Origin of the sequence: Pseudomonas sp. FIP_A4, assembly GCF_036701605.1 — a bacterium.
GTDB lineage: Bacteria > Pseudomonadota > Gammaproteobacteria > Pseudomonadales > Pseudomonadaceae > Stutzerimonas > Stutzerimonas phenolilytica.
This window is the reverse complement of sequence record NZ_JAYDXP010000127.1, coordinates 614746-636961: the sequence shown is the minus strand read 5'-3', so window position 1 is coordinate 636961 and position 22216 is coordinate 614746. Positions and strand designations below refer to the sequence as shown.

The 22216-nt window shown below is 65.2% G+C and carries 28 protein-coding genes, 1 tRNA gene and 1 other RNA gene; 13 read left to right on the top strand and 17 right to left on the bottom strand.

What is annotated here, in order from left to right:
* Nucleotides 1–49: 49 nt before the first annotated feature.
* From U8L64_RS18325 to U8L64_RS18305, 5 genes are all read right to left on the bottom strand, one after another.
* Nucleotides 50–125 (bottom strand) — tRNA-Phe (locus U8L64_RS18325).
* 111 nt (nt 126–236) lie between these two features.
* Nucleotides 237–509, bottom strand: coding sequence for an oxidative damage protection protein (locus tag U8L64_RS18320; RefSeq protein ID WP_043295191.1), 273 nt, complete (start codon nt 507–509; stop codon nt 237–239).
* Nucleotides 506–1573, bottom strand: coding sequence for an A/G-specific adenine glycosylase (mutY, locus tag U8L64_RS18315; protein ID WP_333398443.1), 1068 nt, complete (start codon nt 1571–1573; stop codon nt 506–508). The genes U8L64_RS18320 and mutY overlap by 4 nt, the downstream gene beginning before the upstream one ends.
* A complete protein-coding gene (locus U8L64_RS18310) occupies nt 1570–3792 on the bottom strand; it encodes an AsmA family protein (protein WP_333398442.1) in 2223 nt (740 codons plus the stop codon). Before U8L64_RS18310 ends, mutY begins: the two co-directional genes overlap by 4 nt.
* A 118-nt stretch (nt 3793–3910) precedes the next feature.
* A complete protein-coding gene (locus U8L64_RS18305; RefSeq protein WP_333398441.1) occupies nt 3911–4309 on the bottom strand; it encodes an acetyl-CoA sensor PanZ family protein in 399 nt (132 codons plus the stop codon).
* Between the two features lie 147 nt (nt 4310–4456).
* Here U8L64_RS18305 and hisB point away from each other — a divergent pair, with 147 nt between their 5' ends.
* The 6 genes from hisB (at nt 4457) to U8L64_RS18275 (ending at nt 8439) form a co-directional block, all read left to right on the top strand.
* Nucleotides 4457–5050 (top strand): imidazoleglycerol-phosphate dehydratase HisB, encoded by a 594-nt coding sequence (hisB, locus tag U8L64_RS18300; RefSeq protein WP_041108772.1) that lies wholly within the window; start codon nt 4457–4459, stop codon nt 5048–5050.
* The gene (hisH, locus tag U8L64_RS18295) at nt 5050–5688 is read left to right on the top strand and encodes an imidazole glycerol phosphate synthase subunit HisH (RefSeq protein ID WP_054093919.1); all 639 of its coding nucleotides are present in this window, start codon (nt 5050–5052) and stop codon (nt 5686–5688) included. The genes hisB and hisH overlap by 1 nt, the downstream gene beginning before the upstream one ends.
* Nucleotides 5688–5948 (top strand): DUF2164 domain-containing protein, encoded by a 261-nt coding sequence (locus U8L64_RS18290; protein WP_043295201.1) that lies wholly within the window; start codon nt 5688–5690, stop codon nt 5946–5948. Before hisH ends, U8L64_RS18290 begins: the two co-directional genes overlap by 1 nt.
* A 36-nt stretch (nt 5949–5984) precedes the next feature.
* The gene (hisA, locus tag U8L64_RS18285; RefSeq protein WP_003296252.1) at nt 5985–6728 is read left to right on the top strand and encodes a 1-(5-phosphoribosyl)-5-[(5-phosphoribosylamino)methylideneamino]imidazole-4-carboxamide isomerase; all 744 of its coding nucleotides are present in this window, start codon (nt 5985–5987) and stop codon (nt 6726–6728) included.
* A 98-nt stretch (nt 6729–6826) separates the two neighbouring features.
* Nucleotides 6827–7597 (top strand): imidazole glycerol phosphate synthase subunit HisF, encoded by a 771-nt coding sequence (hisF, locus tag U8L64_RS18280; RefSeq protein WP_054093922.1) that lies wholly within the window; start codon nt 6827–6829, stop codon nt 7595–7597.
* Between the two features lie 89 nt (nt 7598–7686).
* Complete coding sequence (locus U8L64_RS18275; RefSeq protein WP_043295206.1) at nt 7687–8439, top strand: substrate-binding periplasmic protein; 753 nt, start codon at nt 7687–7689, stop codon at nt 8437–8439.
* A 32-nt stretch (nt 8440–8471) separates the two neighbouring features.
* On the opposite strand, the gene U8L64_RS18270 is transcribed toward U8L64_RS18275, so the two are convergent.
* From U8L64_RS18270 to gpmI, 6 genes are all read right to left on the bottom strand, one after another.
* Complete coding sequence (locus U8L64_RS18270; protein WP_043295208.1) at nt 8472–9329, bottom strand: SPFH domain-containing protein; 858 nt, start codon at nt 9327–9329, stop codon at nt 8472–8474.
* A 49-nt stretch (nt 9330–9378) separates the two neighbouring features.
* A complete protein-coding gene (locus U8L64_RS18265; RefSeq protein WP_333398440.1) occupies nt 9379–9822 on the bottom strand; it encodes an NfeD family protein in 444 nt (147 codons plus the stop codon).
* A gap of 109 nt (nt 9823–9931) precedes the next feature.
* On the bottom strand, nt 9932–10741 hold the full coding sequence (locus U8L64_RS18260) for a divergent polysaccharide deacetylase family protein (RefSeq protein WP_333398439.1): 810 nt from the start codon (nt 10739–10741) through the stop codon (nt 9932–9934).
* Nucleotides 10738–12075 carry a S41 family peptidase gene (locus U8L64_RS18255; protein WP_333398438.1) on the bottom strand — a complete coding sequence of 446 codons (1338 nt, stop codon included), beginning with the start codon at nt 12073–12075 and terminating at the stop codon, nt 10738–10740. The genes U8L64_RS18260 and U8L64_RS18255 overlap by 4 nt, the downstream gene beginning before the upstream one ends.
* A gap of 26 nt (nt 12076–12101) precedes the next feature.
* Nucleotides 12102–13355 carry a murein hydrolase activator EnvC family protein gene (locus U8L64_RS18250; protein ID WP_054093926.1) on the bottom strand — a complete coding sequence of 418 codons (1254 nt, stop codon included), beginning with the start codon at nt 13353–13355 and terminating at the stop codon, nt 12102–12104.
* 133 nt (nt 13356–13488) lie between these two features.
* Nucleotides 13489–15039: a 2,3-bisphosphoglycerate-independent phosphoglycerate mutase gene (gpmI, locus tag U8L64_RS18245; protein WP_333398437.1), complete on the bottom strand. Its 1551-nt coding sequence runs from the start codon at nt 15037–15039 to the stop codon at nt 13489–13491.
* Nucleotides 15040–15182: 143 nt separating this feature from the next.
* Here gpmI and U8L64_RS18240 point away from each other — a divergent pair, with 143 nt between their 5' ends.
* From U8L64_RS18240 to secB, 3 genes are read left to right on the top strand one after another with little or no spacing between them, the layout of a single operon-like run.
* Entirely contained in the window at nt 15183–15596 is a 414-nt protein-coding gene (locus tag U8L64_RS18240) for a rhodanese-like domain-containing protein (protein ID WP_054093928.1), read from the top strand.
* A gap of 2 nt (nt 15597–15598) precedes the next feature.
* Nucleotides 15599–15853, top strand: coding sequence for a glutaredoxin 3 (gene grxC / locus U8L64_RS18235; RefSeq protein WP_043295223.1), 255 nt, complete (start codon nt 15599–15601; stop codon nt 15851–15853).
* Between the two features lie 48 nt (nt 15854–15901).
* Nucleotides 15902–16387: a protein-export chaperone SecB gene (secB, locus tag U8L64_RS18230; RefSeq protein ID WP_043295225.1), complete on the top strand. Its 486-nt coding sequence runs from the start codon at nt 15902–15904 to the stop codon at nt 16385–16387.
* 62 nt (nt 16388–16449) lie between these two features.
* On the opposite strand, the gene U8L64_RS18225 is transcribed toward secB, so the two are convergent.
* Nucleotides 16450–17430, bottom strand: a complete 981-nt coding sequence (locus U8L64_RS18225) for an NADPH:quinone oxidoreductase family protein (protein WP_333398436.1) — start codon at nt 17428–17430, stop codon at nt 16450–16452.
* A 190-nt stretch (nt 17431–17620) separates the two neighbouring features.
* Between U8L64_RS18225 and U8L64_RS18220 the strand changes: the two genes are divergently transcribed.
* Nucleotides 17621–18025, top strand: a complete 405-nt coding sequence (locus U8L64_RS18220; protein WP_043295229.1) for a flagellar basal body-associated protein FliL — start codon at nt 17621–17623, stop codon at nt 18023–18025.
* Nucleotides 18026–18034: 9 nt separating this feature from the next.
* Here the strand turns inward: U8L64_RS18220 and U8L64_RS18215 are convergent, their stop codons facing one another.
* The gene (locus U8L64_RS18215) at nt 18035–18484 is read right to left on the bottom strand and encodes an EVE domain-containing protein (protein ID WP_333398641.1); all 450 of its coding nucleotides are present in this window, start codon (nt 18482–18484) and stop codon (nt 18035–18037) included.
* 193 nt (nt 18485–18677) lie between these two features.
* Between U8L64_RS18215 and U8L64_RS18210 the strand changes: the two genes are divergently transcribed.
* The gene (locus U8L64_RS18210; protein WP_008569323.1) at nt 18678–18818 is read left to right on the top strand and encodes a hypothetical protein; all 141 of its coding nucleotides are present in this window, start codon (nt 18678–18680) and stop codon (nt 18816–18818) included.
* Nucleotides 18819–18851: 33 nt separating this feature from the next.
* Here U8L64_RS18210 and U8L64_RS18205 read toward each other — a convergent pair whose 3' ends face one another.
* The 4 genes from U8L64_RS18205 to U8L64_RS18190 form a co-directional block, all read right to left on the bottom strand.
* Nucleotides 18852–19454, bottom strand: coding sequence for a 5-formyltetrahydrofolate cyclo-ligase (locus U8L64_RS18205; RefSeq protein WP_333398435.1), 603 nt, complete (start codon nt 19452–19454; stop codon nt 18852–18854).
* Nucleotides 19455–19460: 6 nt separating this feature from the next.
* A non-coding RNA gene (ssrS, locus tag U8L64_RS18200) (6S RNA) lies at nt 19461–19639 on the bottom strand.
* A gap of 33 nt (nt 19640–19672) precedes the next feature.
* Complete coding sequence (locus U8L64_RS18195; protein WP_043295235.1) at nt 19673–19984, bottom strand: cell division protein ZapA; 312 nt, start codon at nt 19982–19984, stop codon at nt 19673–19675.
* Complete coding sequence (locus tag U8L64_RS18190) at nt 19981–20190, bottom strand: TIGR02449 family protein (RefSeq protein WP_008569326.1); 210 nt, start codon at nt 20188–20190, stop codon at nt 19981–19983. The genes U8L64_RS18195 and U8L64_RS18190 overlap by 4 nt, the downstream gene beginning before the upstream one ends.
* Nucleotides 20191–20309: 119 nt before the next feature.
* Between U8L64_RS18190 and U8L64_RS18185 the strand changes: the two genes are divergently transcribed.
* Nucleotides 20310–20864 carry a YecA/YgfB family protein gene (locus tag U8L64_RS18185; RefSeq protein WP_077682279.1) on the top strand — a complete coding sequence of 185 codons (555 nt, stop codon included), beginning with the start codon at nt 20310–20312 and terminating at the stop codon, nt 20862–20864.
* Between the two features lie 16 nt (nt 20865–20880).
* Nucleotides 20881–22215: a Xaa-Pro aminopeptidase gene (gene pepP / locus U8L64_RS18180; RefSeq protein ID WP_333398434.1), complete on the top strand. Its 1335-nt coding sequence runs from the start codon at nt 20881–20883 to the stop codon at nt 22213–22215.
* Nucleotide 22216 lies beyond the last annotated feature (1 nt).

Here is a 22216-nt window from a genome sequence, read left to right as displayed (position 1 = left end):
GCTTCTTGTGGGCTTTCGGATGATGCTGACACCACCTGAAAACGAAAGGTGGTGCCCAGGGACGGAATCGAACCGCCGACACGGGGATTTTCAATCCCCTGCTCTACCGACTGAGCTACCTGGGCAACGGGGCGCTATTAGACGGATTTGGCTTTTGCCTGTCAAGCGCGCCCAGGAAAAAAATTAACCTGGACGGGCGCTTAGCGTCGCGATGCATTGATTGGCGGTTTCGCCGGTTATTCGCTCGGGGGCACGTAGCCTTCGGCCTTGGCGTAATCCTCGCCGGAGAAGAACTTGTCCATCTCGCCCTGGAGGAACTTGCGGTCTTCGGCGTTCATCATGTTCAGCCGGCGCTCGTTGATCAGCATGGTCTGGTGTTTCTGCCAGTCGTCCCAGGCTTTGCGGGAGATGTTGTTATAGATCTCTTCGCCCTTGGCGCCCGGATACGGCGGGCGCTCGAGGCCGGGGAGTTCTTGCTGGTACTTGCGGCACATCACGGTGCGGGTCATGGCATTTCTCCTGCGTTCAATTCGGCGCTGGCGCGCTTGAGCAGTTTCTTCACCGGCGCGGCAAGGCCGACGCGTGGCGGGGTGGCGAGGTTATACCAGAGCCAGTCGGCCTCGGCCACGGCGCCGGCGGCGGACTTGACCTCGATCAGCCAGGGTTCGATGGCGAGCTGGAAGTGGCTGAACGTGTGCGTCAGCCCGGGCAGCTCGCGACGCTCGCCGAGCTGCAGAGCGTGGCGTTCGGCCAGCGTGTCGAGGGCGGCCAGACCGTCCAGCTCCGGCAGGCTCCAGAGGCCGCCCCAGAGTCCGCTGGGCGGGCGCCGGTAGAGCAGGATGGCCCCCTCGCGGCTGGCCAGCAGTGGCATCAGGGTGCGCTTCTGCGGCAGCGCCTTGCGCGGTTTGGGCACCGGGAACGCGGTTTCACGTCCGAGCAGGTGGGCACGACAGCCGTCCTTCAGCGGACAGAGCAGGCAGCTCGGCTTGCTGCGGGTGCACAGCGTGGCACCGAGGTCCATCATCGCCTGGGTGTAGTGGTTGGCCCGTTGCTGTGGGGTAAAGCGCTCGGCGACTTCCCACAGCTGACGCGCAACCTTCGGCTCGCCGGGATACCCATCCTGGGCGACATAGCGCGCCAACACGCGCTTGACGTTACCGTCGAGAATCGGCGCGCGCAGGCCCATGCTGATGCTGGCGATGGCACCGGCGGTGGAACGGCCGATGCCGGGGAGCTCGGCGAGCTGGTCGACATCGGCCGGAAATACGCCGCCATGTTCGGCCACGACGCGCTTGGCGGTCTTGTGCAGATTGCGTGCGCGGCTGTAGTAGCCGAGGCCGGTCCACAGGTGCAGCACTTCGTCCTCGCCGGCGGCGGCCAGCGCTTCGACGGTGGGCAGCGCTTCCATGAAACGGTCGAAGTAGCCGAGCACGGTGCTGACCTGGGTCTGCTGCAGCATGATCTCCGACACCCACACCCGGTACGGCGTGATGCCCTGCTGCCAGGGCAGATCCTTGCGGCCGTGGCGGTCGAACCAGTCGAGGACCGCCGCGCCGAACTGCTCGGGACTCATCGTTTGAACAGGCCCTTGAGCGCGTCCTTGAGTTCCGGGCTGACCTTGTCGCCGAGCTTCTCCTCGATCTTCTCGTTGAGCTTCTCGCCGGCCAGCTTTCCGGCGACCTTGCCCAATGCGTCCTTGTCGAAGCGGCAGGCCTTGGCGCCCAGCTCCAGCGGGCCGCGGCAACGCAGCGGCCACTCGATGCCTACGTAGCGCTCGTTAACCTGGCAGGCGGGGTCCGGCATGGCGCCCTTGTCGCCCTCGACGAGGATGCCGACGCGGTAGTCCATGCCCAGCACGCGCAGGTCGACATCGCCGTTGCCGTTGACCGTCAGGCCGGGAATGCTGGCCTTGAGGTCGGGGTTGCTGGCGACGCCGTCGCGTACGCTCAGGTTGCCGCGCAGCTCGCGGAACGGTGTGTCCTTGCTGCGTGGCTCGCTGGTCAACGGCTTGCGGTTGAGGGTGGCGATGGCGCGGCACAGCTGCTGCTCGAGGTTGGCATCGACCAGCACGCCGTTGTCGACGAGGAAGCCGGCCTTGCCGTTGAGGTTGTCGATCCAGTCCTTCTGGCTGTTGCCCTGCGTGCGCAGGTCGCTGTCGAGGTTGAGCTGGCCCTTGAGCGTGACTTTCTCGCCCTGGCTTTCCAGCAGGCGTTCGACCGGTACGCTACTGAGCTGCATTTGCATACTCAGTTGCGCAAGCGCCGGGCGAACATCGAGGCTCGCCGCGCTTTCCACCCGGCCGCCAAAGAGATTGCCGCGCAGCGTCTGCAAGTCGAGCAGGCCGCCCTTGCCGCGCGCCTTGAGCACGAAGTTCTCCAGCGGCAGCTTGCGCAGGGTAAGGCTGCCGACGCTGAGATCGAGGTTGCCGTCCAGGCTGCGCAGGCGCTCGATCGGCGGCAGCTTTTCACTGCTCCAGGCGTGCTGGGTCGGTTTGTCTGGCAGCGGCGTGGTGCCGTTGCCAAGCGCCGCGGCCTCGCTGGCCTTCACTTCGCCCTGGCGCGCGGTGTCCTGTGCGGTTTCCTTGGCGACCGGCGGCAGGTAGCGGTCGAGGTCGAGGCGATCGCCCTTGAGCTCCACACGCAGGGCCTGACGCGCGAAGTCGCTGACGCCGAGGGTGCCGGTGAAAGTACTGTCGTCCAGCTTCAGGGTGGCCTCTTCGAGGATCAGGCTGTTCTGGCTGCCGGTCAGGCGGCTCATTAGCTCGATCTTGCTCAGTGCGCCGCTATCGGCCGTGACCGGCAGCGGCTGGCCGATGCCTTCGAGGAACTGGCGCAGGTTGAATTGCGCCACCGTCAGCGCGCCGCCGAGCTTGGGCTGGCCGTCCAGGTCGCGCACCTTCAGTTCGCCAAGTCCGCGCAGCTCGTTGGCGGTGAACTTGAGGCCGTTCCATTCGGCGACCTGCGCGGCGCGGTCGACCAGCAGCTGACCCTGGGCGCTGAAGTTCAGGGTCTTGCCCTGCAGCGGCTCACCCGAGGCCTCGCCGCTCAGGCGCAAGTCTTCGAGCTGGTAACGCTTGAGCTGGTTGTCGAAGCGCAGCGCGCCCTGCAGTTCGGTACGGGCGCGCATCACCGGCTTGTTGCTGCCGAAGAAGGCATTGAGCTTGAGCGGGATGGCACTGCCTTCGCGGATCGCGCCGGTACTCAGTTCGATGCTTTCGGCGCTGTACTGCTGGCCGCTGCGGGCATCCTGATAGGTGACCCGGGCGTCGCTGACGGTGAGGCTGTCGATGTCCAGCTTGAGCGGTTTGCCGCTTTTGCCCGCAGCGGGCTCGGCTGGCTCGGCCGGCGTCGCGACGGCCGGTGCCGGCTGGGGGGCGGCGGGCTGTGCTGGCGGCTGGCCGATGCCTTCCCAGTTGCCGCGGCCCTGCTGGTCGCGACTCAGGGTCAGGTTGAGGCCGTTGACGGTGATGTCGCTCATCTGCACTTCGCGCTGCAGCAGCGGCAGTACGCGCACCGAGAGGCCGAGCATGCGCAGGTCGGCAAGCGGCTGGTCGGGCGTCTGTGTGCTCGCCAACGTGGTCTCGTGCAACTCCAGGCCGAGCCAGGGGAACAGGCTCCAGCCGATGTCGCCGTTAATGGTGAGTTCCAGGCCGGCCTTGTCGCGTGCCAGCTGGCGGATTTCGTCCTTGTAGTCGTTGGGATCGAACAGGTGGGTCAGGGCGAACCCTGCCGCCACGAGGATCAGCAACAGCCCGAGAATGACCAGACCCAGGATTTTGCCGAGCGATTTCATGGACCAATCCTTGTGTTAGAGCGTTCTGAAAAGAGGCGAAGTATAGCCCTGTGCCAGCGTCATGTTCGGCGCACGGTCGGCTTTGGAGTGGCTGATCGGGAGCGGGTTCCGCGTCCGCTCAGAGCAGGTCCAGCGGCAGGTGCAGGCGCGCCGCCAGTGCGCTGGCTTCCAGGTGACCGGCGGGCGCCGCCAGGTGCAGTGGCTTGCCGGCTTGCGCTGCCAGGCGCTGGCTTTCTTCCAGCAGCCGGCGGCCGACGCCGCGCTGGCGGGTGAGCTTGCGTACGCACAGGTGCGACAGGCGCCAGGCGTTGTCGCCACGCTGCAGCACGGCGGCGCCGAGCAGGCGATCGTTGAAGCGCCCGGCGATCAGGCTGCCGTCGGCCAGCGCCGACTCGATCAGCGCTTCGGCACTGGCGTGGGGGGTGAGCAGCCAGGCGGGGGCGTCGGCGTAGATCTTCGCCAGGTCGCTGCGATCCTGCGGGCTGGGTTGGGTAACGGTTTCGACGTAGACGGGCATGTTGACCTGACGACTGCTGGCGGAGTGGCGCCAAGCATACCGCCGAAGGCACCGGGCCGCACGGCGCGCGGGCGGCGGCGTATCCCCGCTGCGACATTTGGGCCTATAATGCAGCCCTTTTCGCCCCACGATCAGCGGAGCTGTTGGATGTCCGAACGTACGGCTTGCGTAGAGCGCAACACCCTGGAAACCCAGGTCAAGGTCACCATCAATCTGGATGGCACCGGCAAGGCGCGCTTCGCCATCGGCGTGCCTTTCCTGGAGCACATGCTCGACCAGATCGCCCGCCACGGGCTGATCGACCTCGACATCGAATGCAACGGTGATCTGCACATCGACGACCACCACACCGTCGAGGACGTCGGTATCACCCTCGGCCAGGCCTTCGCCAAGGCGGTCGGCGACAAGAAGGGCATGACCCGCTACGGGCATTCCTACGTGCCGCTGGACGAGGCGCTGTCGCGCGTGGTGATCGACTTCTCCGGGCGCCCGGGGCTGACCATGAACGTGCCCTACACCCGCGCGGTGGTCGGCAAGTTCGACGTCGACCTGTTCCAGGAATTCTTCCAGGGCTTCGTCAATCACGCGCTGGTGACCCTGCACATCGACAACCTGCGCGGCACCAACACCCACCACCAGATCGAAACCGTGTTCAAGGCCTTCGGCCGCGCGCTGCGCATGGCCATCGAGCTCGATCCGCGCATGGCCGGGCAGATGCCGTCCACCAAAGGGTGCCTGTAATGCAGACCGTCGCCGTCATCGACTACGGCATGGGCAACCTGCACTCGGTGGCCAAGGCGCTGGAGCACGTCGGCGCTGGCCGCGTGCTGATCACCAGCGATGCGCAGGTCATCCGTGAAGCCGACCGCGTGGTGTTTCCCGGCGTCGGCGCGATTCGCGACTGCATGGCCGAGATTCGCCGGCTGGGCTTCGACGAACTGGTCCGCGAAGTCAGCCAGGACCGTCCTTTCCTCGGCATCTGCGTCGGCATGCAGGCGCTGATGGAGCGCAGCGAGGAGAACGACGGCGTCGATTGCATCGGTCTGTTCCCCGGTCAGGTGCGCTTCTTCGGCAAGGACCTGCATGAGGACGGCGAGCACCTGAAGGTGCCGCACATGGGTTGGAACGAGGTCAGGCAGGTGGTCGACCATCCGCTCTGGCACAACATCCCGGACAACGCCCGCTTCTACTTCGTGCACAGCTATTACATCGAGGCCGGCAATCCGCGCCAGGTGGTCGGTCGCGGCCATTACGGCAAGGACTTCGCCGCCGCGCTGGCCGATGGCCCGCGCTTCGCCGTGCAGTTCCACCCGGAGAAGAGCCACACCCACGGCCTGCAGCTGCTGCAGAACTTCGCCGCCTGGGATGGCCGCTGGTAATGAGCCGGGCCAAGGGCAGGCCGCCGGTCCTGACGCTGGATTCCGCTCAGGAACAGGCGGCGCAACAGGTTATCAAGCGCTTTCTGCAAGAGCGGTTCGAACTCGAGCTGGGCTCGTTCGAGGCGCAGGAAGTGCTCGATCTGTTCGCCCGGGAAATCGCGCCGCTGTATTACAACAAGGCGATCTTCGACGTGCAGAGCCACCTGAAGGAACGGTTCGAGAGCATCGAAAGCGACTTGTGGGCGCTCGAGAAGAGCTGACCCTTAACCGACACTTGATTTGAACAGGTTCAAGCCATGCTGATTATCCCCGCTATCGATCTCAAGGACGGCGCCTGCGTACGTCTGCGCCAGGGCCTGATGGACGACGCCACGGTGTTCTCCGACGACCCGGTGGCCATGGCCGCCAAGTGGGTCGAGGCCGGTTGCCGTCGTCTGCACCTGGTCGACCTCAACGGCGCTTTCGAAGGCCAGCCGGTCAACGGCGAGGTGGTCACCGCCATCGCCAGGCGTTACCCGGACCTGCCGATCCAGATCGGCGGCGGCATCCGTACCCTGGAAACCATCGAGCACTACGTGCGCGCCGGCGTCAGCTACGTAATCATCGGCACCAAGGCGGTGAAAGAGCCGGAGTTCGTCACCGAGGCCTGCCGCGCCTTCCCGGGCAAGGTCATCGTCGGCCTGGATGCGAAGGATGGTTTCGTCGCCACCGATGGCTGGGCAGAAGTCTCCAGCGTGCAGGCCGTCGATCTGGCCCGCCGTTTCGAGGCCGATGGCGTCTCGGCGATCGTCTACACCGACATCGCCAAGGACGGCATGATGCAGGGCTGCAACGTCGAGGCGACCGTGGCGCTGGCCAACGCCAGCCGCATCCCGGTAATCGCTTCTGGCGGCATCCACAACATCGGCGACATCCAGAAGCTGCTCGACACCAACACCCCGGGCATCATCGGTGCCATCACCGGCCGGGCGATCTACGAAGGCACGCTCGACGTCGCCGAGGCGCAGGCGCTCTGCGACCTGAAGTACAAGGACGAGTGATTTGCTGAACTGCGGTGGATCGGTAAAGCGCGATCCACCCTACACGCTACCTGCAGCTTGAAGCCTGCGGCTTGAAGAAGCCGCTTTCGGAGAAAGCCATGGCCCTGGCCAAACGCATCATTCCCTGCCTCGACGTGGACAACGGCCGCGTGGTCAAGGGCGTCCAGTTCGAGAACATCCGTGACGCCGGCGACCCGGTGGAGATCGCCCGCCGCTACGACGAGCAGGGCGCCGATGAGATCACCTTCCTCGACATCACCGCCAGCGTCGACAACCGCGACACCACCCTGCACACCGTCGAGCGCATGGCCAGCCAGGTATTCATCCCGCTGACCGTGGGCGGCGGCGTGCGCAGCGTGCAGGACATCCGCAACCTGCTCAATGCCGGCGCCGACAAGGTCTCGATCAACACCGCCGCGGTGTTCAACCCGGATTTCGTCGGCGAGGCCGCGGACCGTTTCGGCTCGCAGTGCATCGTGGTCGCTATCGACGCCAAGAAGGTCTCCGCGCCAGGCGAGCCGGGCCGCTGGGAAATCTTCACCCATGGCGGGCGTAAGCCCACCGGCCTGGATGCAGTGGCCTGGGCGAAGAAGATGGAAGCCCTCGGCGCCGGCGAAATCCTGCTCACCAGCATGGATCAGGACGGCGTGAAGAGCGGCTACGACCTGGGCGTAACCCGCGCCATCAGCGAAGCGCTGTGCATACCGGTGATCGCCTCCGGTGGCGTCGGCAACCTGCAGCATCTGGCCGATGGCATCCTCGAGGGCAAGGCCGATGCGGTGCTGGCCGCGAGCATCTTCCACTTCGGCGAATACACCATCCCGGAAGCCAAGGCCTACCTGGCCGCCCGCGGCATCGTGATGCGCTGATCGCGGCGTGCTACGGAGCGAAAGGCCTCGCTCTCGATACATGGACACGTCCGCGGTAATGCGGATAAGCACAAAAAGAGGATTCACGCATGTTCAGAGCTGTCATTTCCCTCGCGGCCGCGGCGCTACTGTTCGGCGCCGTGCAAGCCCATGCCCAGACGCCGGCGAAAATCGACCTGCTGACGGAAAACTTCCCGCCCTACAACATGGCGGACGACGGCAAGAACTTCGCCCGTGACGAGCACATCACCGGCATCGCCGCCGACATCGTGCGCGAAATGTTCAAGCGTGCCGGCATCGAGTACACGCTGACGCTGCGTTTCCCTTGGGAGCGGATCTACGGCATGGCGCTGGAGCAGCCCAACTATGGGGTATTCGTCACCGCGCGCTTGCCCGAGCGCGAGGCGCTGTTCAAATGGGTCGGCCCGATCGGTCCGGACGATTGGGTGCTGCTGGCACGGGGCGACAGCCCGATCAGTGTGACCAGTCTGGAACAGGTCCGTCAGTACCGTGTGGGCGCCTACAAAGGCGATGCGATCGGCGAGCATCTGCAAGCGCAGGGGCTGCAGCCGGAGCTGGCGCTACGCGACCAGGAAAACGTCCGCAAGCTGATGGACGGCAAGATCGACCTCTGGGCCACCGGCGATCCGGCCGGACGCTTCCTGGCGCGGCAGGACGGCGTCACCGGGCTCAAGCGCGTGCTGCGCTTCGAAAGCGCCGAGCTTTATCTGGCGCTGAACAAGCAGACCGACGAGCAGATCGTGCAGCAACTGCAGCAGGCGCTGGATCAGATGCGCGCCGAAGGTGTGGTCGAGGCGATCAACGCGCGTTACCTGCAATAGCAACCGAGGGGCGCCGCGCAGGCGCCCCGATGTTACAGCTTGGCCTTGCCGAGCAGCCCGCCCAGCGTTGCCTGCAGGTCGGCCGGCAGCACCACCATTTTGGCGTTGCCGCTGCCGGCAAGACTCTCCAGCGAGGCGATGTACTTCTCTCCGAGCAGATACATCATCGGTCCGCTATCGCTGCCGATGGTTTCGGCAACCAGCCGGATCGCCGTGGCCGAGGCGGTAGCCAGTTCCACCTGCGCCGAGGCGTCGCGCTTGGCCGACTCCAGGCGGGCTTCGGCCTCGAGGATCGCCGCCTGCTTGGCACCTTCGGCGCGGGTGACGGTGGCCTTGCGCTCGCGCTCGGCGGCCGCCTGCATCTCCATCGCGCGCTGCATGGATTCGGACGGCGAGATGTCCTGAATCTCGATGCCCTTGACCGTCAGCCCCCAGTCGCCAGCCTGCTCGGCCATGCTGTCGCGCAGCTTGGCCTTGATGATGTCGCGCGAGGACAGCGCCTCGTCCAGCTCCATCTCGCCGATGATCTGGCGCAGGGTGGTCTTGGTCAGGTTGGAGATCGCCGACTTGTAATCGGTGACGCCGTAGACCGCCTTAACCGGATCGGTGACCTTCACGAAGCACAGCGCATTGGTAAGGATCACCGCGTTGTCCTTGGTGATCACCTCCTGCTGCTCGATGTCGAGAATCTGGTCCTTGGTCACCAGCTTGTAGGCGACGTTGTCCATGTACGGGATGAGGATGTTGAGGCCGGGGATCAGCGTGCGCTGATAACGGCCCAGGCGCTCGACGATCCATTCGTCGCCCTGCGGAACCAGGCGTACGCCTTTGGCGATGGTGGTGAGGACGAGTACCACAACGACGATCGCAATGATCAGACCGGGTGTCATAAACAGCTTCCTTGTTGAGTGAGTTGTTCCGCTTGCACCGTGAGCCGCGTCAGGCCCGGGCGACTTTCACGCTGTTGCCTTCGAAGGCGAGGATGCGTACCCGCTCGCCGGCGGAAATCGCCTCGTCGGCCGTGCAGTTCCATTGCTCGCTGCCGAGGATCGGCTTCTGGAAGCGCACCTTGCCGTGCTGGAAAGGCGCGACTGCGCTGACCAGCAGGCCTACCTCACCGATAACCTCGCCCTGCGCGGTGCCGGACTGGGTCTTCAGCCGGGCGCCGGCGAACAGCTTGAACCAGATCGCGACCATCACCAGTGACGCGCCGCTCCACAGCGCGATCTGCGCGGTCAGTGAAAGGTCGGGCAGCAGCCACATCGCCAGGGCGACCAGCAGTGCGCCGATGCCGAACCAGAGAATGAAGAACGAGGGCACCACCAATTCCATGAGAATCAGCACGGCGCCCGCCACGATCCAGTACCACCATTGAATTTCCATGCGTTTCCCTGCGGCAGAGTCGTGCTCCGGTCGCTCCGACCGGATGCTGGCCTAGGTTATACGCAGGCTGGGCTGGCAGCACGTCGACTTCACCGCTTTTGCGCAGGGCTCAGCGATAAATCCCACCTCTGCCGTGGGCCGCCACCGCCCGGTTGCCGCGGATGGCGATCATCTGGCCGATATCGATCCACTCGATACCGAGCGCGGCCAGACGAGGTAGCTCGCGCTCCAGCAGTGCCAGTGTGCTGTCGTACGGATGGCCGATGAGCACCACCGAGCCCTGTCGACGCGCCAGTGCGATCGCCGTCTGGAAGCGTTCGGCAACCGCCTCCGGGCTGGCATCGTCATCGAGGAAGACGTCGCGCGACAGGCTTGCCAGCTGCTCGCGCTGGGCGCTGGCGGCGGCGACGGTGCGTGGGCTGGTACGGCTGTCGAGAAAGAACAGATGGCGCCGCTGCAGTTCGCGCATCAGCTCGGTCATCGCCTGCGGCTGCGTGGTCATGACGCTGCCCATGTGATTGTTCACGCCGCTGGCGTATGGCACCGCCAGCAGCGCCGCCTGCAGTCGGCGCTGGAGCTCGGCGTGCGGCAGGTTTGGCTGCCAGGCGAAGCGACCGTTGGCGGGCGCCATCGGCAGGTGCAGCAGCACGGTCTTGCCGGCGCGGTGGGCGCGTTCGGCGAGGCTGGCGGCGTGACGGGTATCCGGCAGGATTGCCAGTGCTACCGGTCCGGGCAGCGCCAGCACACGACGGTCGCGCGCGGGGTGCTGGCCGAGATCGTCGATGACTAGGCTCAGCCGTGCTGGCCTGGTGGTGGTTGCGGGCGTGGTGTCCGGCAGGTCGCCGGCCAGCGCCGCGCTGCTCAGCAGGCCGAGCAGCAGGCCCAGGCGCAGTGCGGTGCGACGGCAGGCGCCGGTCATTGACCGCGGGTGAGGTTCAGTCCCTTGAGCAGGTTGAGCGCCTGGCCCAGCTGATAATCATCGTCCTGCGGGCGTGGCGAATCGCTGACCACCTGCGTGCTGCTCGGACGATCCGGGCCGCCGTTGCCGTTACCCAGGTGGCCAGCCAGATCTGCCTCGCGCAGATTGTCGCCGGCCTGCTCGCGGGTCAGCTTGGCGCGCGCGACTTCGATGTCCGGCACGATGCCCTGGGCCTGGATCGAACGGCCGTTGGGGGTGAAGTACAGCGCGGTGGTCAGCTTCAGGGCGCGGTCGTTGTTCAGCGGCAGCACGGTCTGCACCGAGCCCTTGCCGAAGCTGTCGGTGCCCATCACCACGCCGCGCTTGTGATCCTGCAGCGCGCCGGCGACGATCTCCGAGGCCGAGGCGCTGCCGCCATTGATCAGCACCACCAGCGGCACGTGCTCGCTGGCATCGGCCGGATCGGCATTGAAGCGCAGTTCGGAATTGGCGATGCGGCCCTTGGTGTAGACGATCAGGCCCTTGGTGAGGAAGTGGTCGGACACCTCGACCGCCGCCTGCAGCACCCCGCCGGGGTTGTTGCGCAGGTCGAGCACCAGACCGCTGAGCTTCTTACCGTCGTTGGCCTTCTTCAGGCGCGCCAGCGCCTTGCCGACTTCCTCGCCGGTGTTGATCTGGAACTGGGTGATGCGCAGGTAGCCGTAGCCGGGTTCGAGCAGCTGGCTCTTGACGCTCTGTACCTTGATCACCGCGCGTGTCAGCTTGACGTCGAACGGCCGCCCGGCTTCGCGCACCAGGGTCAGGGTGATGCTGCTGCCGGGCTTGCCGCGCATCTGCGCGACGGCGTCCATCATCGACAGGCCCTTGGTCGGCTTGCCATCGATCTTGACGATCAGGTCGCCGGCCTCGATGCCGGCGCGCGAGGCCGGGGTATCGTCGATCGGCGAGACCACCTTGATCAGGCCATCCTCCTGGCCCACCTCGATGCCCAGCCCGCCGAACTCGCCGCTGGTGCTTTCCTGCAGCTCGGCGAAGGCCTCGGGCTCGAGATAGGCCGAATGCGGATCGAGGTTGCTGAGCATGCCCTTGATGGCGTTCTCCAGCAGCGTCTTGTCGTCGACCGGTTCGACATAGGCGGCCTTGATGCGGTCGAGCACCTCGGCGAAGGTGCGCAGCTCTTCCAGTGGCAGCGGCGCCTTGTTCTTCGACGCCTCCAGCGCCACCGCAGCAGCTGGCTCAGCCGCCGGCTGCTGCGCCCAGGCGCTGCCGTGCAGCCCCAGCACTACGGCCAGAGCGAGCGTGGAGGGTTGGGCGAAACGGCGCAGGTGCAGCATGTCGAACTCCAATTGTGAGGGCGGCGCTAACCTTGCGCGCGGCACCATTGAGCGGGGTCGCTGGGGCGGCCTTGCTGGCGGATGGCGAAATACAGCGCGGCCGCTTCCTGGCCGCCGCTGGTTCCCACGGTGGCGATCGGCTCGCCGGCCTTGACGATATCACCAGCGTCCTTGAGCAGGCTCTGGTTATGTCCGTACAGCGTCAGGTAGCCGTTGCCGTGGTCGAGAATCACCAGCAGGCCGGCGCCGCGCAGCCAGTCGGCAAAGACCACGCGACCGCCATGCACGGCGCGCACCTGGCTGCCGACGGCGGCGCCGATCAGCACACCGTCCCACTTGGTTCGAGCGTCGCCGCCGCGTGGAGTGCCGTAACGGGCGACCAAGCGACCGTCGACCGGCCACGGCAGCTTGCCCTTGGCCTGCGCGAACGGGCCGCCGAAGCTGGCACCGCTGCTGGAAACCAGCGGGCCGGGCGTAACCTTCGCCCCGGCCTGGTGCTGTTGCTGCTGGCGCTCGCGTTCGGCAAGCAGCGCACGCTGGCGGGCCTGCTCGGCCTCGCGCGCCTGTCGTGCCAGGGTTTCCTCGATGGTCTTGAGCACGCGTTCCAGCTGCGCCTGTTCCTGTCGGCGGGCCTGCAACTTCTGTTCGCGGGTGGAAAAATCGCTGCTGAGTTTGGCGAGCGCCTGCTGGCGCTCCTTGCGCACTTCGGCCAGTTGGTCGCGCCGTTCGCGCAGGCCGTCCTGCTGTTGCGCCAGCTTGGAGCGCTGCTCCTCGATACCGGCTTCGACGTTGGCCAGCTGGCGCAGCGTCTCGTTGAAGTTCGCCACCTGCTCGAAACGGGCCTTGTTCAGGTAGTCGTAATAGGTGAGGGTGCGGCTGAATTTTTCCGGGTTCTGTTGGTTCAGCAGCAGCTTGAGGTATTCCTGACGACCGTTCTGGTAGGCGGCGCGGGCCTGGGTGCCGATCAGGCGCTGCTGCTCGAGGCGCGCGCCTTCGAGCGTGGTTTTCTCTTCGTTGAGCCGGTCCAGCTCCGCCTCGCTGCGGTCGATTTCCTGCTGCAGGGTATCGACCTGCTTTTCCAGCTCGCCCATCTCGCTCTCGGTGGTCTTGAGCTGCTTCTGCACGCCGGATTTTTCCTGCTCGATCTGCTTGAGCAGCTTCTGCAGTTCGGCGATGTCCTGGCGCGCGGCTTCGATCTGCTGGCGCGCGGCGGCGCGTTCGTCGGCGTTAGCCGTGCCGAGCAGGCAGAGGAGGGCGAGAACGAGAAGGGAGCGAGGCATGGGAGGGCGTCAACCGAGCGTTATGACCGGCGTAGTATGCCGAAAAAAGCGGTTGCAAGCTGCAAGCTGCAACCGCGGGCAAAGGTGGACGAGCGGAGCGGCGGGCGGACCGTGCGCGCGCCGCTGGCCGCCTTCAGTCGTTCAGTTCGACGATAGAGCGTCCGGTCATCTCCGCCGGCACCGGCATGTCCAGCAGGGTCAGCATGGTCGGCGCCACATCGGCCAGCACACCACCTTCGCGAAGGCGAACGTTGCGCTTGCCTATATAGATGAACGGCACCGGCTCGCAGGTATGCGCGGTGTGCGCCTGGCCGGTCATGGCGTCTTCCATCTGCTCGACGTTGCCGTGGTCGGCGGTCAGCAGCGCTTCGCCGCCGACCTTGTCCAGCGCGGCGACGATACGTCCGACGCAGTGGTCGAGGCATTCGACTGCCTTGACCGCGGCCTCGAACACGCCGGTATGGCCGACCATGTCGCCGTTGGCGTAGTTGACGATGATGACGTCGTAACGCTGGTTCTCGATGGCGTCGACGATGCGGTCGGTGACTTCCGGTGCGCTCATCTGCGGTTGCAGGTCATAGGTGGCGACCTGCGGCGACGGAATCAGGATGCGCTCCTCGCCCTCGAACGGCTCCTCGCGGCCGCCGGAGAAGAAGAAGGTCACGTGCGCGTACTTCTCGGTCTCGGCGATGCGCAGCTGGGTCTTGCCGTTCTTGGCCAGGTATTCGCCGAGCACGTTGGTCAGCGCTTCCGGAGCGAAGGCAGCCGGCGCCGGAATGCTCGCGGCGTACTGGGTCAGCATGACGAAGCCGGCCAGCTGCGGCACGCGGGCGCGCTGGAACTCCTTGAAATCGGGCTCGACGAAGGTGCGGGTCAGCTCGCGCGCGCGGTCGGCGCGGAAGTTCATGAACACCACAGCATCGCCGTCCTCCACGCGTACCGCTTCGCCGATGGCGGTGGCCTTGACGAACTCGTCGCTTTCGCCGCGCGCGTAGGCGGCGTTCAGGCCGTCCACAGCAGAGGTGGCGCGGTATTCGGCCGCGCCATCGACGATCAGCCGATAGGCCTGCTCGACGCGGTCCCAGCGATTGTCACGATCCATCGCGAAATAGCGCCCGACCAGGCTGGCGATGCGGCCCTTGCCGAGGCGGGCGAAGGTGGCATCGAGCAGTTCGATGGAGCTCTGGGCACTTTTCGGCGGCGTGTCGCGTCCGTCGAGGAAGGCGTGCAGGTAGATCTTCTCGGCGCCGCGCCGGGCCGCCAGTTCGGCCATCGCGACCAGATGATCCTGGTGGCTGTGCACGCCACCGTCGGAAAGCAGGCCGAGGATATGCACCGCCTTGCCGGCACCGACGGCCTTGTCGACCGCACCGCAGATGGCCGGATTGGCGAAAAACTCGCCGTCGCGGATCGCCTTGGTGACACGGGTGAAGTCCTGATACACCACGCGACCGGCACCGAGGTTCATGTGGCCGACCTCGGAATTGCCCATCTGCCCGTCCGGCAGGCCCACGTCCATGCCGCTGCCAGAGATCAGACCGTGCGGCTGGGTGGCACGCAGGTGATCGTAGACCGGGGTGTGGGCTGCATGAATGGCGTTGAACTCGGGACTGTCGCTGTATCCGAAGCCGTCGAGAATGATCAGAACCAGGGGTTTGGGCACGGCGGTAGGCACGACGGACATGCGTTCGGGCTCCTTGCGAAGGGCAGGGTAAAAAAGGCCGCCAGTCTACTGGCTGGCCGGGCCGAGGTCACGATTGGGCAGGGTTCAGCCGGGCTGGGGGCCTGTGTATACTGGCCCGCATTTTATCGCCTGGGTACCTGTTGATGCTCGCTAACCTGATTGAATTTGCCTCTAACCACTATGTACTCGTCACGATCTTCGTGGCGCTGCTGGTCCTGCTGGCTATTACCGAGGCCCGCAAGGGTGGCAAGAGCCTGAGTACCCGCGAGCTGACCGCGTTGGTCAACAGTGGCGAAGGCGTGGTGTTGGACGTGCGGCCGAAGAAGGAGTTCGACACCGGCCACATCGTCGATGCATTGAACGTTCCCCACGACAAGCTGGTCAGCCGCACCAGCGAGCTGGAAAAGCACAAGGCCAAGACGCTCATCGTGGTCGATGCTATGGGCCAGCACGCCGGAACGGCCTGCCGCGAGCTACAGAAGGCGGGCTTCACGGCCGTCAAGCTGTCAGGAGGGATTTCCAGCTGGCGCGGCGACAACCTGCCCGTGGTCAAGTGAACATGCCCAACGTCGTCATCTATACCACTGCCTGGTGCCCCTACTGCCTGCGCGCCAAGGCGTTGCTGGACAGCAAGAACGTGGCCTACGAAGAAATTCCCGTCGACGGCAACCCGACGCTGCGCGCCGAGATGGCCAGCAAGGCCGGGCGTACCTCGGTACCGCAGATCTGGATCGGCGAGCGGCACATCGGTGGCTGTGACGACCTCGTTGCGCTGGAGCGCGCCGGCCGGCTCGATCCGTTGCTGCAGGCGTGACCGCCGTCCGGCACCTCTAATACGAAACGCACAACAGAAGGCTCAGATATGACCGAACAAGCAAACAACGGCGCTGCGGCGCAGAACGAGCAGGGGCCGCAATTCTCCCTGCAGCGCATCTATGTTCGCGACCTCTCGTTCGAGGCGCCGAAGAGCCCGGAAATCTTCCGCCAGGAGTGGAATCCCAGCGTCTCGCTGGACCTGAACACCCGGCAGAAGGCGTTGGAAGGCGATTTCCATGAAGTGGTGCTGACGCTCTCGGTCACCGTCAAGACCGGCGAAGAAGTCGCCTTCATCGCCGAAGTGCAGCAGGCCGGCATCTTCCTGATCAAGGGCCTGGACGCCGCGTCCATGAGCCACACGCTCGGCGCCTTCTGCCCGAACATCCTGTTCCCCTACGCCCGCGAAACCCTGGACAGCCTGGTGACTCGCGGCTCGTTCCCGGCATTGATGCTGGCGCCGGTGAACTTCGATGCGCTCTATGCCCAGGAAATGGCGCGCATGCAGCAAGAGGCCGGACAGCCCCAGCACTGATCCGTTGCCGCGTGGGGGTGTGGCTCGCCAACAGGCCAGCCACCCTCGACCGCCGCCGGCCCTCAGCGCACTTGCACCACCAGCTTGCCCACCGCTTTGCGCTGCCCGAGCATGGCGATTGCCTCGGCAGTTTGCTCCAGGGCGAAGCGTTGTGAGATCAACGGCCGCAGTCGGCCCTCGGCATGCCAGGCAAACAGTTGCTGGAAATTGGCGGCATTGTCCTGCGGTTGGCGCTGGGCGAACGCCCCCCAGAACACACCGACCAGAGCCGCACCCTTGAGCAGCGGCAGGTTGGCCGGCAGCGCCGGAATATCGCCTCCAGCGGCGAACCCCACCACCAGCATGCGGCCGTTCCAGGCAATGCTGCGAAACGCCTCCTCGAACAGCTTGCCGCCGACCGGATCGTAGATCACGTCTACGCCCTGCCCGCCAGTCAGCTCCTTGAGCCGGTCGCGCAGGCTCTCGGCACTGTAGTTGATCAGTTCGTCGGCGCCGGCCTGCTTCGCCACGTCCAGTTTCTCGGCACTGGAAGCGGCGGCAATCACCCGGGCTCCCATCGCCTTACCGATCTCTACCGCCGCCAGGCCGACACCGCCGGCCGCACCGAGTACCAGCAGGGTTTCGCCCGGTTGCAGGTTGCCACGCTGCTTGAGCGCATGCATCGAGGTGCCGTAGGTCATGCCGAAGGCGGCCGCGGTGGCGAAGTCCATCTGCGCCGGAATCGGCAGCACGTTGTACGCCGGTACGGCCACCTGCTCGGCGAAGCTGCCCCAGCCGGTCAGTCCCATGACCCGGTCACCGACCCGTAGATGGCTGACCTTGTCGCCAATCGCGGCGACCACGCCGGCCGCCTCGCCGCCGGGTGAAAACGGCAGCGGCGGCTTGAACTGGTACTTGCCTTCGATGATCAGGGTGTCGGGGAAGTTGACGCTGGCGGCGTGGACGTCGAGGAGGATCTCGTTGGGTTTACGCGTCGGGCTGGCGACTTCCTCGACGACCAGGTTCTCGGCCGGGCCGAAGCTTTTGCACAGGACAGCTTTCATCGGATTTCCTTCTTGATGATCGGTTGGCGCGCGCAGCGCCGCGTAGTCGCGGTTACCGCGCCATGCAGTCTAGAAAGCCGGTACTGGTGTACAACGAGCATCGCCCCCTGTAATGCCGACGTATAAGCGGGGGCTTGGGTCGAGGCCGCGCTCTGGTTATGCTGGCGGCCGATTCCAGCGGAGCAGTACCGTGAAGCGCATTCTGTTTCTTTGCATCGCCCTGACGTTGGCCGCGCCGGTCCTGGCCAATTCCCCCGCAGCGGAAGAGGCAGGTCCGCAAACGCTCTATTACGCGCTGGTGCCGGCGATGGTTGGCAACTACGGCTCCGGCGAGCGGCTCAAGTACTACAAGGCTGACGTCGCGCTGCGTATTGCCAGCAAAGAGGCCGAGAACAAGGTCAAGCATCATGAGCCGCTGATCCGCAATCAGCTGGTCATGCTCTTCTCGCAGCAGACCGATGAGAGCCTCGGCAGCGTCGAGGCCAAGGAGAAACTGCGCCAAGAAGCGTTGAAGCAGGTGCGCGAGATTCTCACGCAGGAGGAAGGGCAGCCACTGGTGGAGGACCTGCTGTTCAACAACCTGATCATCCAGTGAGCCGCTTGCTCAACGCAGTGCGAGTACGGCGGCCCATTCGGCAGGGCTGACCGGCATGACCGAAAGTCGGCTGCCCTTTTGTACCAATGGCAGTTGCGCAAGCGCGGCCTCGGCCTTGAGTCGGGTCAGTGTGATCGGGGTGGTGAAACGCTCGACGAAGACGACGTCGACCGCGCTCCAGGCATTCTTCTCCGCGCTGGCCTTGGCGTCGAAATAAGGGCTGTCGGGCTGCAAGGCCGTCGGATCGGCATACGCCGGACGGGCAATGCGGCCGATGCCGGCGATCGCCGGCACCGCGCAGCTGGAGTGGTAAAAGAAAAACAGGTCGCCTTCGGCCATCGTGCGCAGGAAATTGCGCGCTTGGTAATTGCGCACGCCATCCCAGCGCGCCTGGTGCTGTTTCTCAAGATCAAGGATGGAAAATTCATCCGGCTCGGACTTCATTAACCAATACGGCATGGAGTTTGCTCTCCCTTCGGCGGTTCGATAAGGCCATGATGGCAAATTTCCCCGACGGTCGGTGGCAACGCAGGTTTGCGCCCGGTCGATGCTTAACGGAAAATGCCGCGGCTGTTGAGTGGCGTATCGGGCTCTAGAACGATAAAGCACGTCAACTCGACGGCAGATTCGCCTGGCAGGGGGAGGCGATCAGATGAAGCGCAAGCCAGACATTCTTTGGGTATTGGTACTTATCTTCGGACTCGGCGTGGTCACCACGGGTTACACGCAGAGCCTCTGGGAGCGTCAGAGCGACGCCAGCGTCGCGCCTGTCGTCCAGCAGCAGAGTCGCTGAAGAGTGCGCCGCATGGATGCGGCGCAGGAAGCCTCATCGCACATACCAGCGCCGGTCCGTCACCGTGGCCTGTAGCGGTACATCCCAGCTGGCCAGCGGCAACCGATCCACCTTCTGACACTCATGCGCAAGGCCCAATAGAGTCGGTTTGTGACTTTTTTTGCGCCTGGCGCGATATGCCAGGCTGCGGTCGTAGAATCCGCCGCCCATTCCCAGGCGCCCACCGCTCTCGTCGAACCCCACCAGCGGCATCAGCAACAGATCGAGCGTCCACGCGGCGCGCTGTCGTTGGGCGCAGTGTCGTGGTTCGGCGATGCCGAAACGGTTCGGCTTGAGTTGTTCACCGGCGCTCACCTGCTGAAACACCATGCGCGTCCGCGGCCAGGGGTTGAGTACCGGTAGGTAGGTCGCCTTGCCGCGACGCTGGGCTTCGCGCAGCAGCGGTCGCGGATCGATCTCGCCATCGTTGGGCAGATACAGCGCAATATGTCGCGCACGGCGAAACAGCGGGTGCTGGGCCAGTTGGCGATAGAGGCGACGGGCGGCGAGGCGTTGCTCGGCAGGTGACAGTGCCCGACGTGCTTCGCGCAGTTTGCGGCGCAGCGCGGGACGCGTGAGACCTTCCGCTGCGATCATGAAGAATGGCTCCCCAGCATGCCGCTGCCGGCGTAGGCCCTTGAACCCGAGAGTTCAAGGTGGCGACTACAGAGAACCTTCAGGCTTTCCGTCAGGCGGACATGCACACCGGTCCCACTTGTAGCCTCCGTGGTATTGCTTATCGGGAGAGGGTCATCGCCGACTGGCAAACATGCCAGGGAGTGGCGCGGATTATACCTCAATCTGCCGACCGTTCATCAGCTGCCGGGATTCGGGTCGGTGGCCAGGGCGCTGTCCACGCGTTCCAGCAGCATGCGCACATGCTCGCGCGCACTGCTGGCCTCGGCGTCCAGGCGATCATTGCGGTGCAACAGTTCGTGGGTGATGTTCAGTGCGGCCATCACCGCCACGCGGTCGGCGCCGATGACTTTGCCGCTGCTGCGAATCTCGCGCATCTTGCGATCCAGGTAGCGCGCGGCGTTTTCCAGATTGCTGCGTTCTTCGGCCGGACAGGCAATGCAATATTCCTTGTCCATGATGTGCACGGTGGTGGTGTTCGGCTGGGTCATGAGTCCTGCTCCAGGGCTTTCAGGCGCGAAATCATCGATTCGACCTTCAGCCGGGCCAATTCGTTCTTTTCGATCAGATGAGCGCGCTCTTCGCGCCAGGCCCGCTCGTTGGCCAGCAGCAGGTGGTTCTGTGCCTTGAGTTGCTCGATGCGCTGGAGCAATTGTTCCAGCTTGGCGGTCAGCAATCGCAGATCGGCGTCTTCCATGGGCTTCCTATGGCGCGCGGGGCTGGTTCCTGCGGGCGCCGATGGTCTTGTCTCGGCCGCCGGTGCTAGGATACGAGGCCTTCATTCTAGTCATTGCGCCCCCGTGCGCCTAGCCGCCCATGTCGATTCAGAATTCCCCCTATGCCGCCTTCGCCACCTTGCTGGCGGGCAGCGCCCAAGCTGTTTCCCCCGCCGAACTGCACGGCCTGCTACTGGGGCGCAGTTGCGCCGGCGCCGACTTTTTGGTCGAGCCCTGGCTGGCTGATGCCGCCGACCTGCTTGGCGAGATGCCCGAAGGCAATGTGCGGCAGGCGCTGATCGGCCTGCAGGAGATGGTCAAGGGCGAGCTGGCCGGCGAGGACATCGCCGTCGTGCTGCTGCTGCCCAATGACGACGCACCGCTGACCGAGCGTGCAGTCGCTCTGGGGCAGTGGTGCCAGGGCTTTCTCGCCGGCTTCGGGCTGATCGCCGGCGATCGCGCCTTGAGCGCCGAAGCGATGGAAGTGCTGCAGGATCTGTCCGCCATCGCGCAGATCCAGGATGCCCTGGAAGAGTCCGAAGAAGGCGAGAGCGACTACATGGAGGTCATGGAGTACCTGCGCGTCGCGCCTGTATTGCTGTTCACCGAATGCGCCAAGCCGCTCGAGCCGGCGGCCAAGCCGTCCCTGCACTGAGGAAGTCTCCCGCCCCATGACCCGCATCCCGAAGTCGGAATTCGCCCGTCGGCGCACCGCGCTGATGGCGCAGATGGAACCCAACAGCATCGCCATCCTGCCCGCCGCGCCGATGTATATCCGCAACCGCGATGTCGAGCATGTCTACCGCCAGGACAGTGATTTTCAGTACCTCTCCGGCTTCCCCGAGCCGGAGGCGGTGATCGCCCTGATCCCGGGGCGCGAGCACGGCGAATACGTGCTGTTCTGCCGCGAGCGCGATCCCGAGCGTGAGCTGTGGGACGGCCTGCGCGCCGGTCAGGACGGCGCCATCAAGACCTACGGCGCCGACGACGCTTTCCCCATCGGCGATATCGACGACATCCTCCCAGGCCTGATCGAAGGGCGCGAGCGCGTCTACTACGCCATCGGCACCAACGAGGCCTTCGATCACCGGCTCATGGAGTGGATCAAGACCATCCGCGCCAAGGCCCGCCAAGGCGCGCAGCCGCCGAGCGAGTTCGTCGCGCTCGATCACCTGCTGCACGACATGCGCCTGTACAAGTCGAGCAACGAAGTGAGGGTGATGAGGCACGCCGCGGAGATTTCCGCGCGTGCGCACATTCGTGCGATGCAGGCCAGCCGCTCCGGGTTGTGCGAATACCACCTGGAAGCCGAGCTGGACTACGAGTTCCGCAAGGGCGGGGCGAAGATGCCGGCCTACGGCAGCATCGTTGCCGCCGGCAAAAACGCCTGCATCCTGCACTACCGGGAGAACGACGCACCACTCAAGGACGGCGATCTGGTGCTGATCGATGCCGGCTGCGAGATCGATTGCTACGCCAGCGACATCACCCGCACCTTCCCGGTCAGTGGCAAGTTCTCGGCCGAGCAGAAGGCCATCTACGAGCTGGTGCTCAAGGCCAACGAGGAGGCGTTCAAGCACATCGCGCCCGGCAGGCACTGGAACGAGGCGCATGAAGCCACGGTGCGAGTGATCACCGCCGGGCTGGTGGAGCTGGGCCTATTGCAGGGCGAGGTCGACAAGCTGATCGCCAGCGAGGCCTACAAACCCTTCTATATGCATCGTGCCGGCCACTGGCTGGGCATGGATGTGCACGACGTCGGCGACTACAAGATCGGCGGCGAGTGGCGCGTGCTCGAACCGGGCATGGCGATGACCGTGGAGCCGGGAATTTACATTGCCGCCGATAACCAGAACGTGGCCAAAAAGTGGCGCGGCATCGGCGTACGCATCGAGGATGACGTGGTGGTCACCCAGACCGGCTGCGAGATCCTCACCACCGGCGTGCCGAAGAGCGTCGCCGAGATCGAGGCGCTGATGGCCGCCGCGCGCGAGCAGGTCGTCTGAC

Excerpts from the sequence above, each read along its gene's own strand:
- U8L64_RS18320 (WP_043295191.1), bottom strand. The coding sequence starts at position 509 with ATGACCCGCACCGTGATGTGCCGCAAGTACCAGCAAGAACTCCCCGGC.
- mutY (WP_333398443.1), bottom strand. The coding sequence starts at position 1,573 with ATGAGTCCCGAGCAGTTCGGCGCGGCGGTCCTCGACTGGTTCGACCGC.
- U8L64_RS18310 (WP_333398442.1), bottom strand. The coding sequence starts at position 3,792 with ATGAAATCGCTCGGCAAAATCCTGGGTCTGGTCATTCTCGGGCTGTTG.
- U8L64_RS18305 (WP_333398441.1), bottom strand. The coding sequence starts at position 4,309 with ATGCCCGTCTACGTCGAAACCGTTACCCAACCCAGCCCGCAGGATCGC.
- hisB (WP_041108772.1), top strand. The coding sequence starts at position 4,457 with ATGTCCGAACGTACGGCTTGCGTAGAGCGCAACACCCTGGAAACCCAG.
- hisH (WP_054093919.1), top strand. The coding sequence starts at position 5,050 with ATGCAGACCGTCGCCGTCATCGACTACGGCATGGGCAACCTGCACTCG.
- U8L64_RS18290 (WP_043295201.1), top strand. The coding sequence starts at position 5,688 with ATGAGCCGGGCCAAGGGCAGGCCGCCGGTCCTGACGCTGGATTCCGCT.
- hisA (WP_003296252.1), top strand. The coding sequence starts at position 5,985 with ATGCTGATTATCCCCGCTATCGATCTCAAGGACGGCGCCTGCGTACGT.
- hisF (WP_054093922.1), top strand. The coding sequence starts at position 6,827 with ATGGCCCTGGCCAAACGCATCATTCCCTGCCTCGACGTGGACAACGGC.
- U8L64_RS18275 (WP_043295206.1), top strand. The coding sequence starts at position 7,687 with ATGTTCAGAGCTGTCATTTCCCTCGCGGCCGCGGCGCTACTGTTCGGC.
- U8L64_RS18270 (WP_043295208.1), bottom strand. The coding sequence starts at position 9,329 with ATGACACCCGGTCTGATCATTGCGATCGTCGTTGTGGTACTCGTCCTC.
- U8L64_RS18265 (WP_333398440.1), bottom strand. The coding sequence starts at position 9,822 with ATGGAAATTCAATGGTGGTACTGGATCGTGGCGGGCGCCGTGCTGATT.
- U8L64_RS18260 (WP_333398439.1), bottom strand. The coding sequence starts at position 10,741 with ATGACCGGCGCCTGCCGTCGCACCGCACTGCGCCTGGGCCTGCTGCTC.
- U8L64_RS18255 (WP_333398438.1), bottom strand. The coding sequence starts at position 12,075 with ATGCTGCACCTGCGCCGTTTCGCCCAACCCTCCACGCTCGCTCTGGCC.
- U8L64_RS18250 (WP_054093926.1), bottom strand. The coding sequence starts at position 13,355 with ATGCCTCGCTCCCTTCTCGTTCTCGCCCTCCTCTGCCTGCTCGGCACG.
- gpmI (WP_333398437.1), bottom strand. The coding sequence starts at position 15,039 with ATGTCCGTCGTGCCTACCGCCGTGCCCAAACCCCTGGTTCTGATCATT.
- U8L64_RS18240 (WP_054093928.1), top strand. The coding sequence starts at position 15,183 with ATGCTCGCTAACCTGATTGAATTTGCCTCTAACCACTATGTACTCGTC.
- grxC (WP_043295223.1), top strand. The coding sequence starts at position 15,599 with ATGCCCAACGTCGTCATCTATACCACTGCCTGGTGCCCCTACTGCCTG.
- secB (WP_043295225.1), top strand. The coding sequence starts at position 15,902 with ATGACCGAACAAGCAAACAACGGCGCTGCGGCGCAGAACGAGCAGGGG.
- U8L64_RS18225 (WP_333398436.1), bottom strand. The coding sequence starts at position 17,430 with ATGAAAGCTGTCCTGTGCAAAAGCTTCGGCCCGGCCGAGAACCTGGTC.
- U8L64_RS18215 (WP_333398641.1), bottom strand. The coding sequence starts at position 18,484 with ATGCCGTATTGGTTAATGAAGTCCGAGCCGGATGAATTTTCCATCCTT.
- U8L64_RS18210 (WP_008569323.1), top strand. The coding sequence starts at position 18,678 with ATGAAGCGCAAGCCAGACATTCTTTGGGTATTGGTACTTATCTTCGGA.
- U8L64_RS18205 (WP_333398435.1), bottom strand. The coding sequence starts at position 19,454 with ATGATCGCAGCGGAAGGTCTCACGCGTCCCGCGCTGCGCCGCAAACTG.
- U8L64_RS18195 (WP_043295235.1), bottom strand. The coding sequence starts at position 19,984 with ATGACCCAGCCGAACACCACCACCGTGCACATCATGGACAAGGAATAT.
- U8L64_RS18190 (WP_008569326.1), bottom strand. The coding sequence starts at position 20,190 with ATGGAAGACGCCGATCTGCGATTGCTGACCGCCAAGCTGGAACAATTG.
- U8L64_RS18185 (WP_077682279.1), top strand. The coding sequence starts at position 20,310 with ATGTCGATTCAGAATTCCCCCTATGCCGCCTTCGCCACCTTGCTGGCG.
- pepP (WP_333398434.1), top strand. The coding sequence starts at position 20,881 with ATGACCCGCATCCCGAAGTCGGAATTCGCCCGTCGGCGCACCGCGCTG.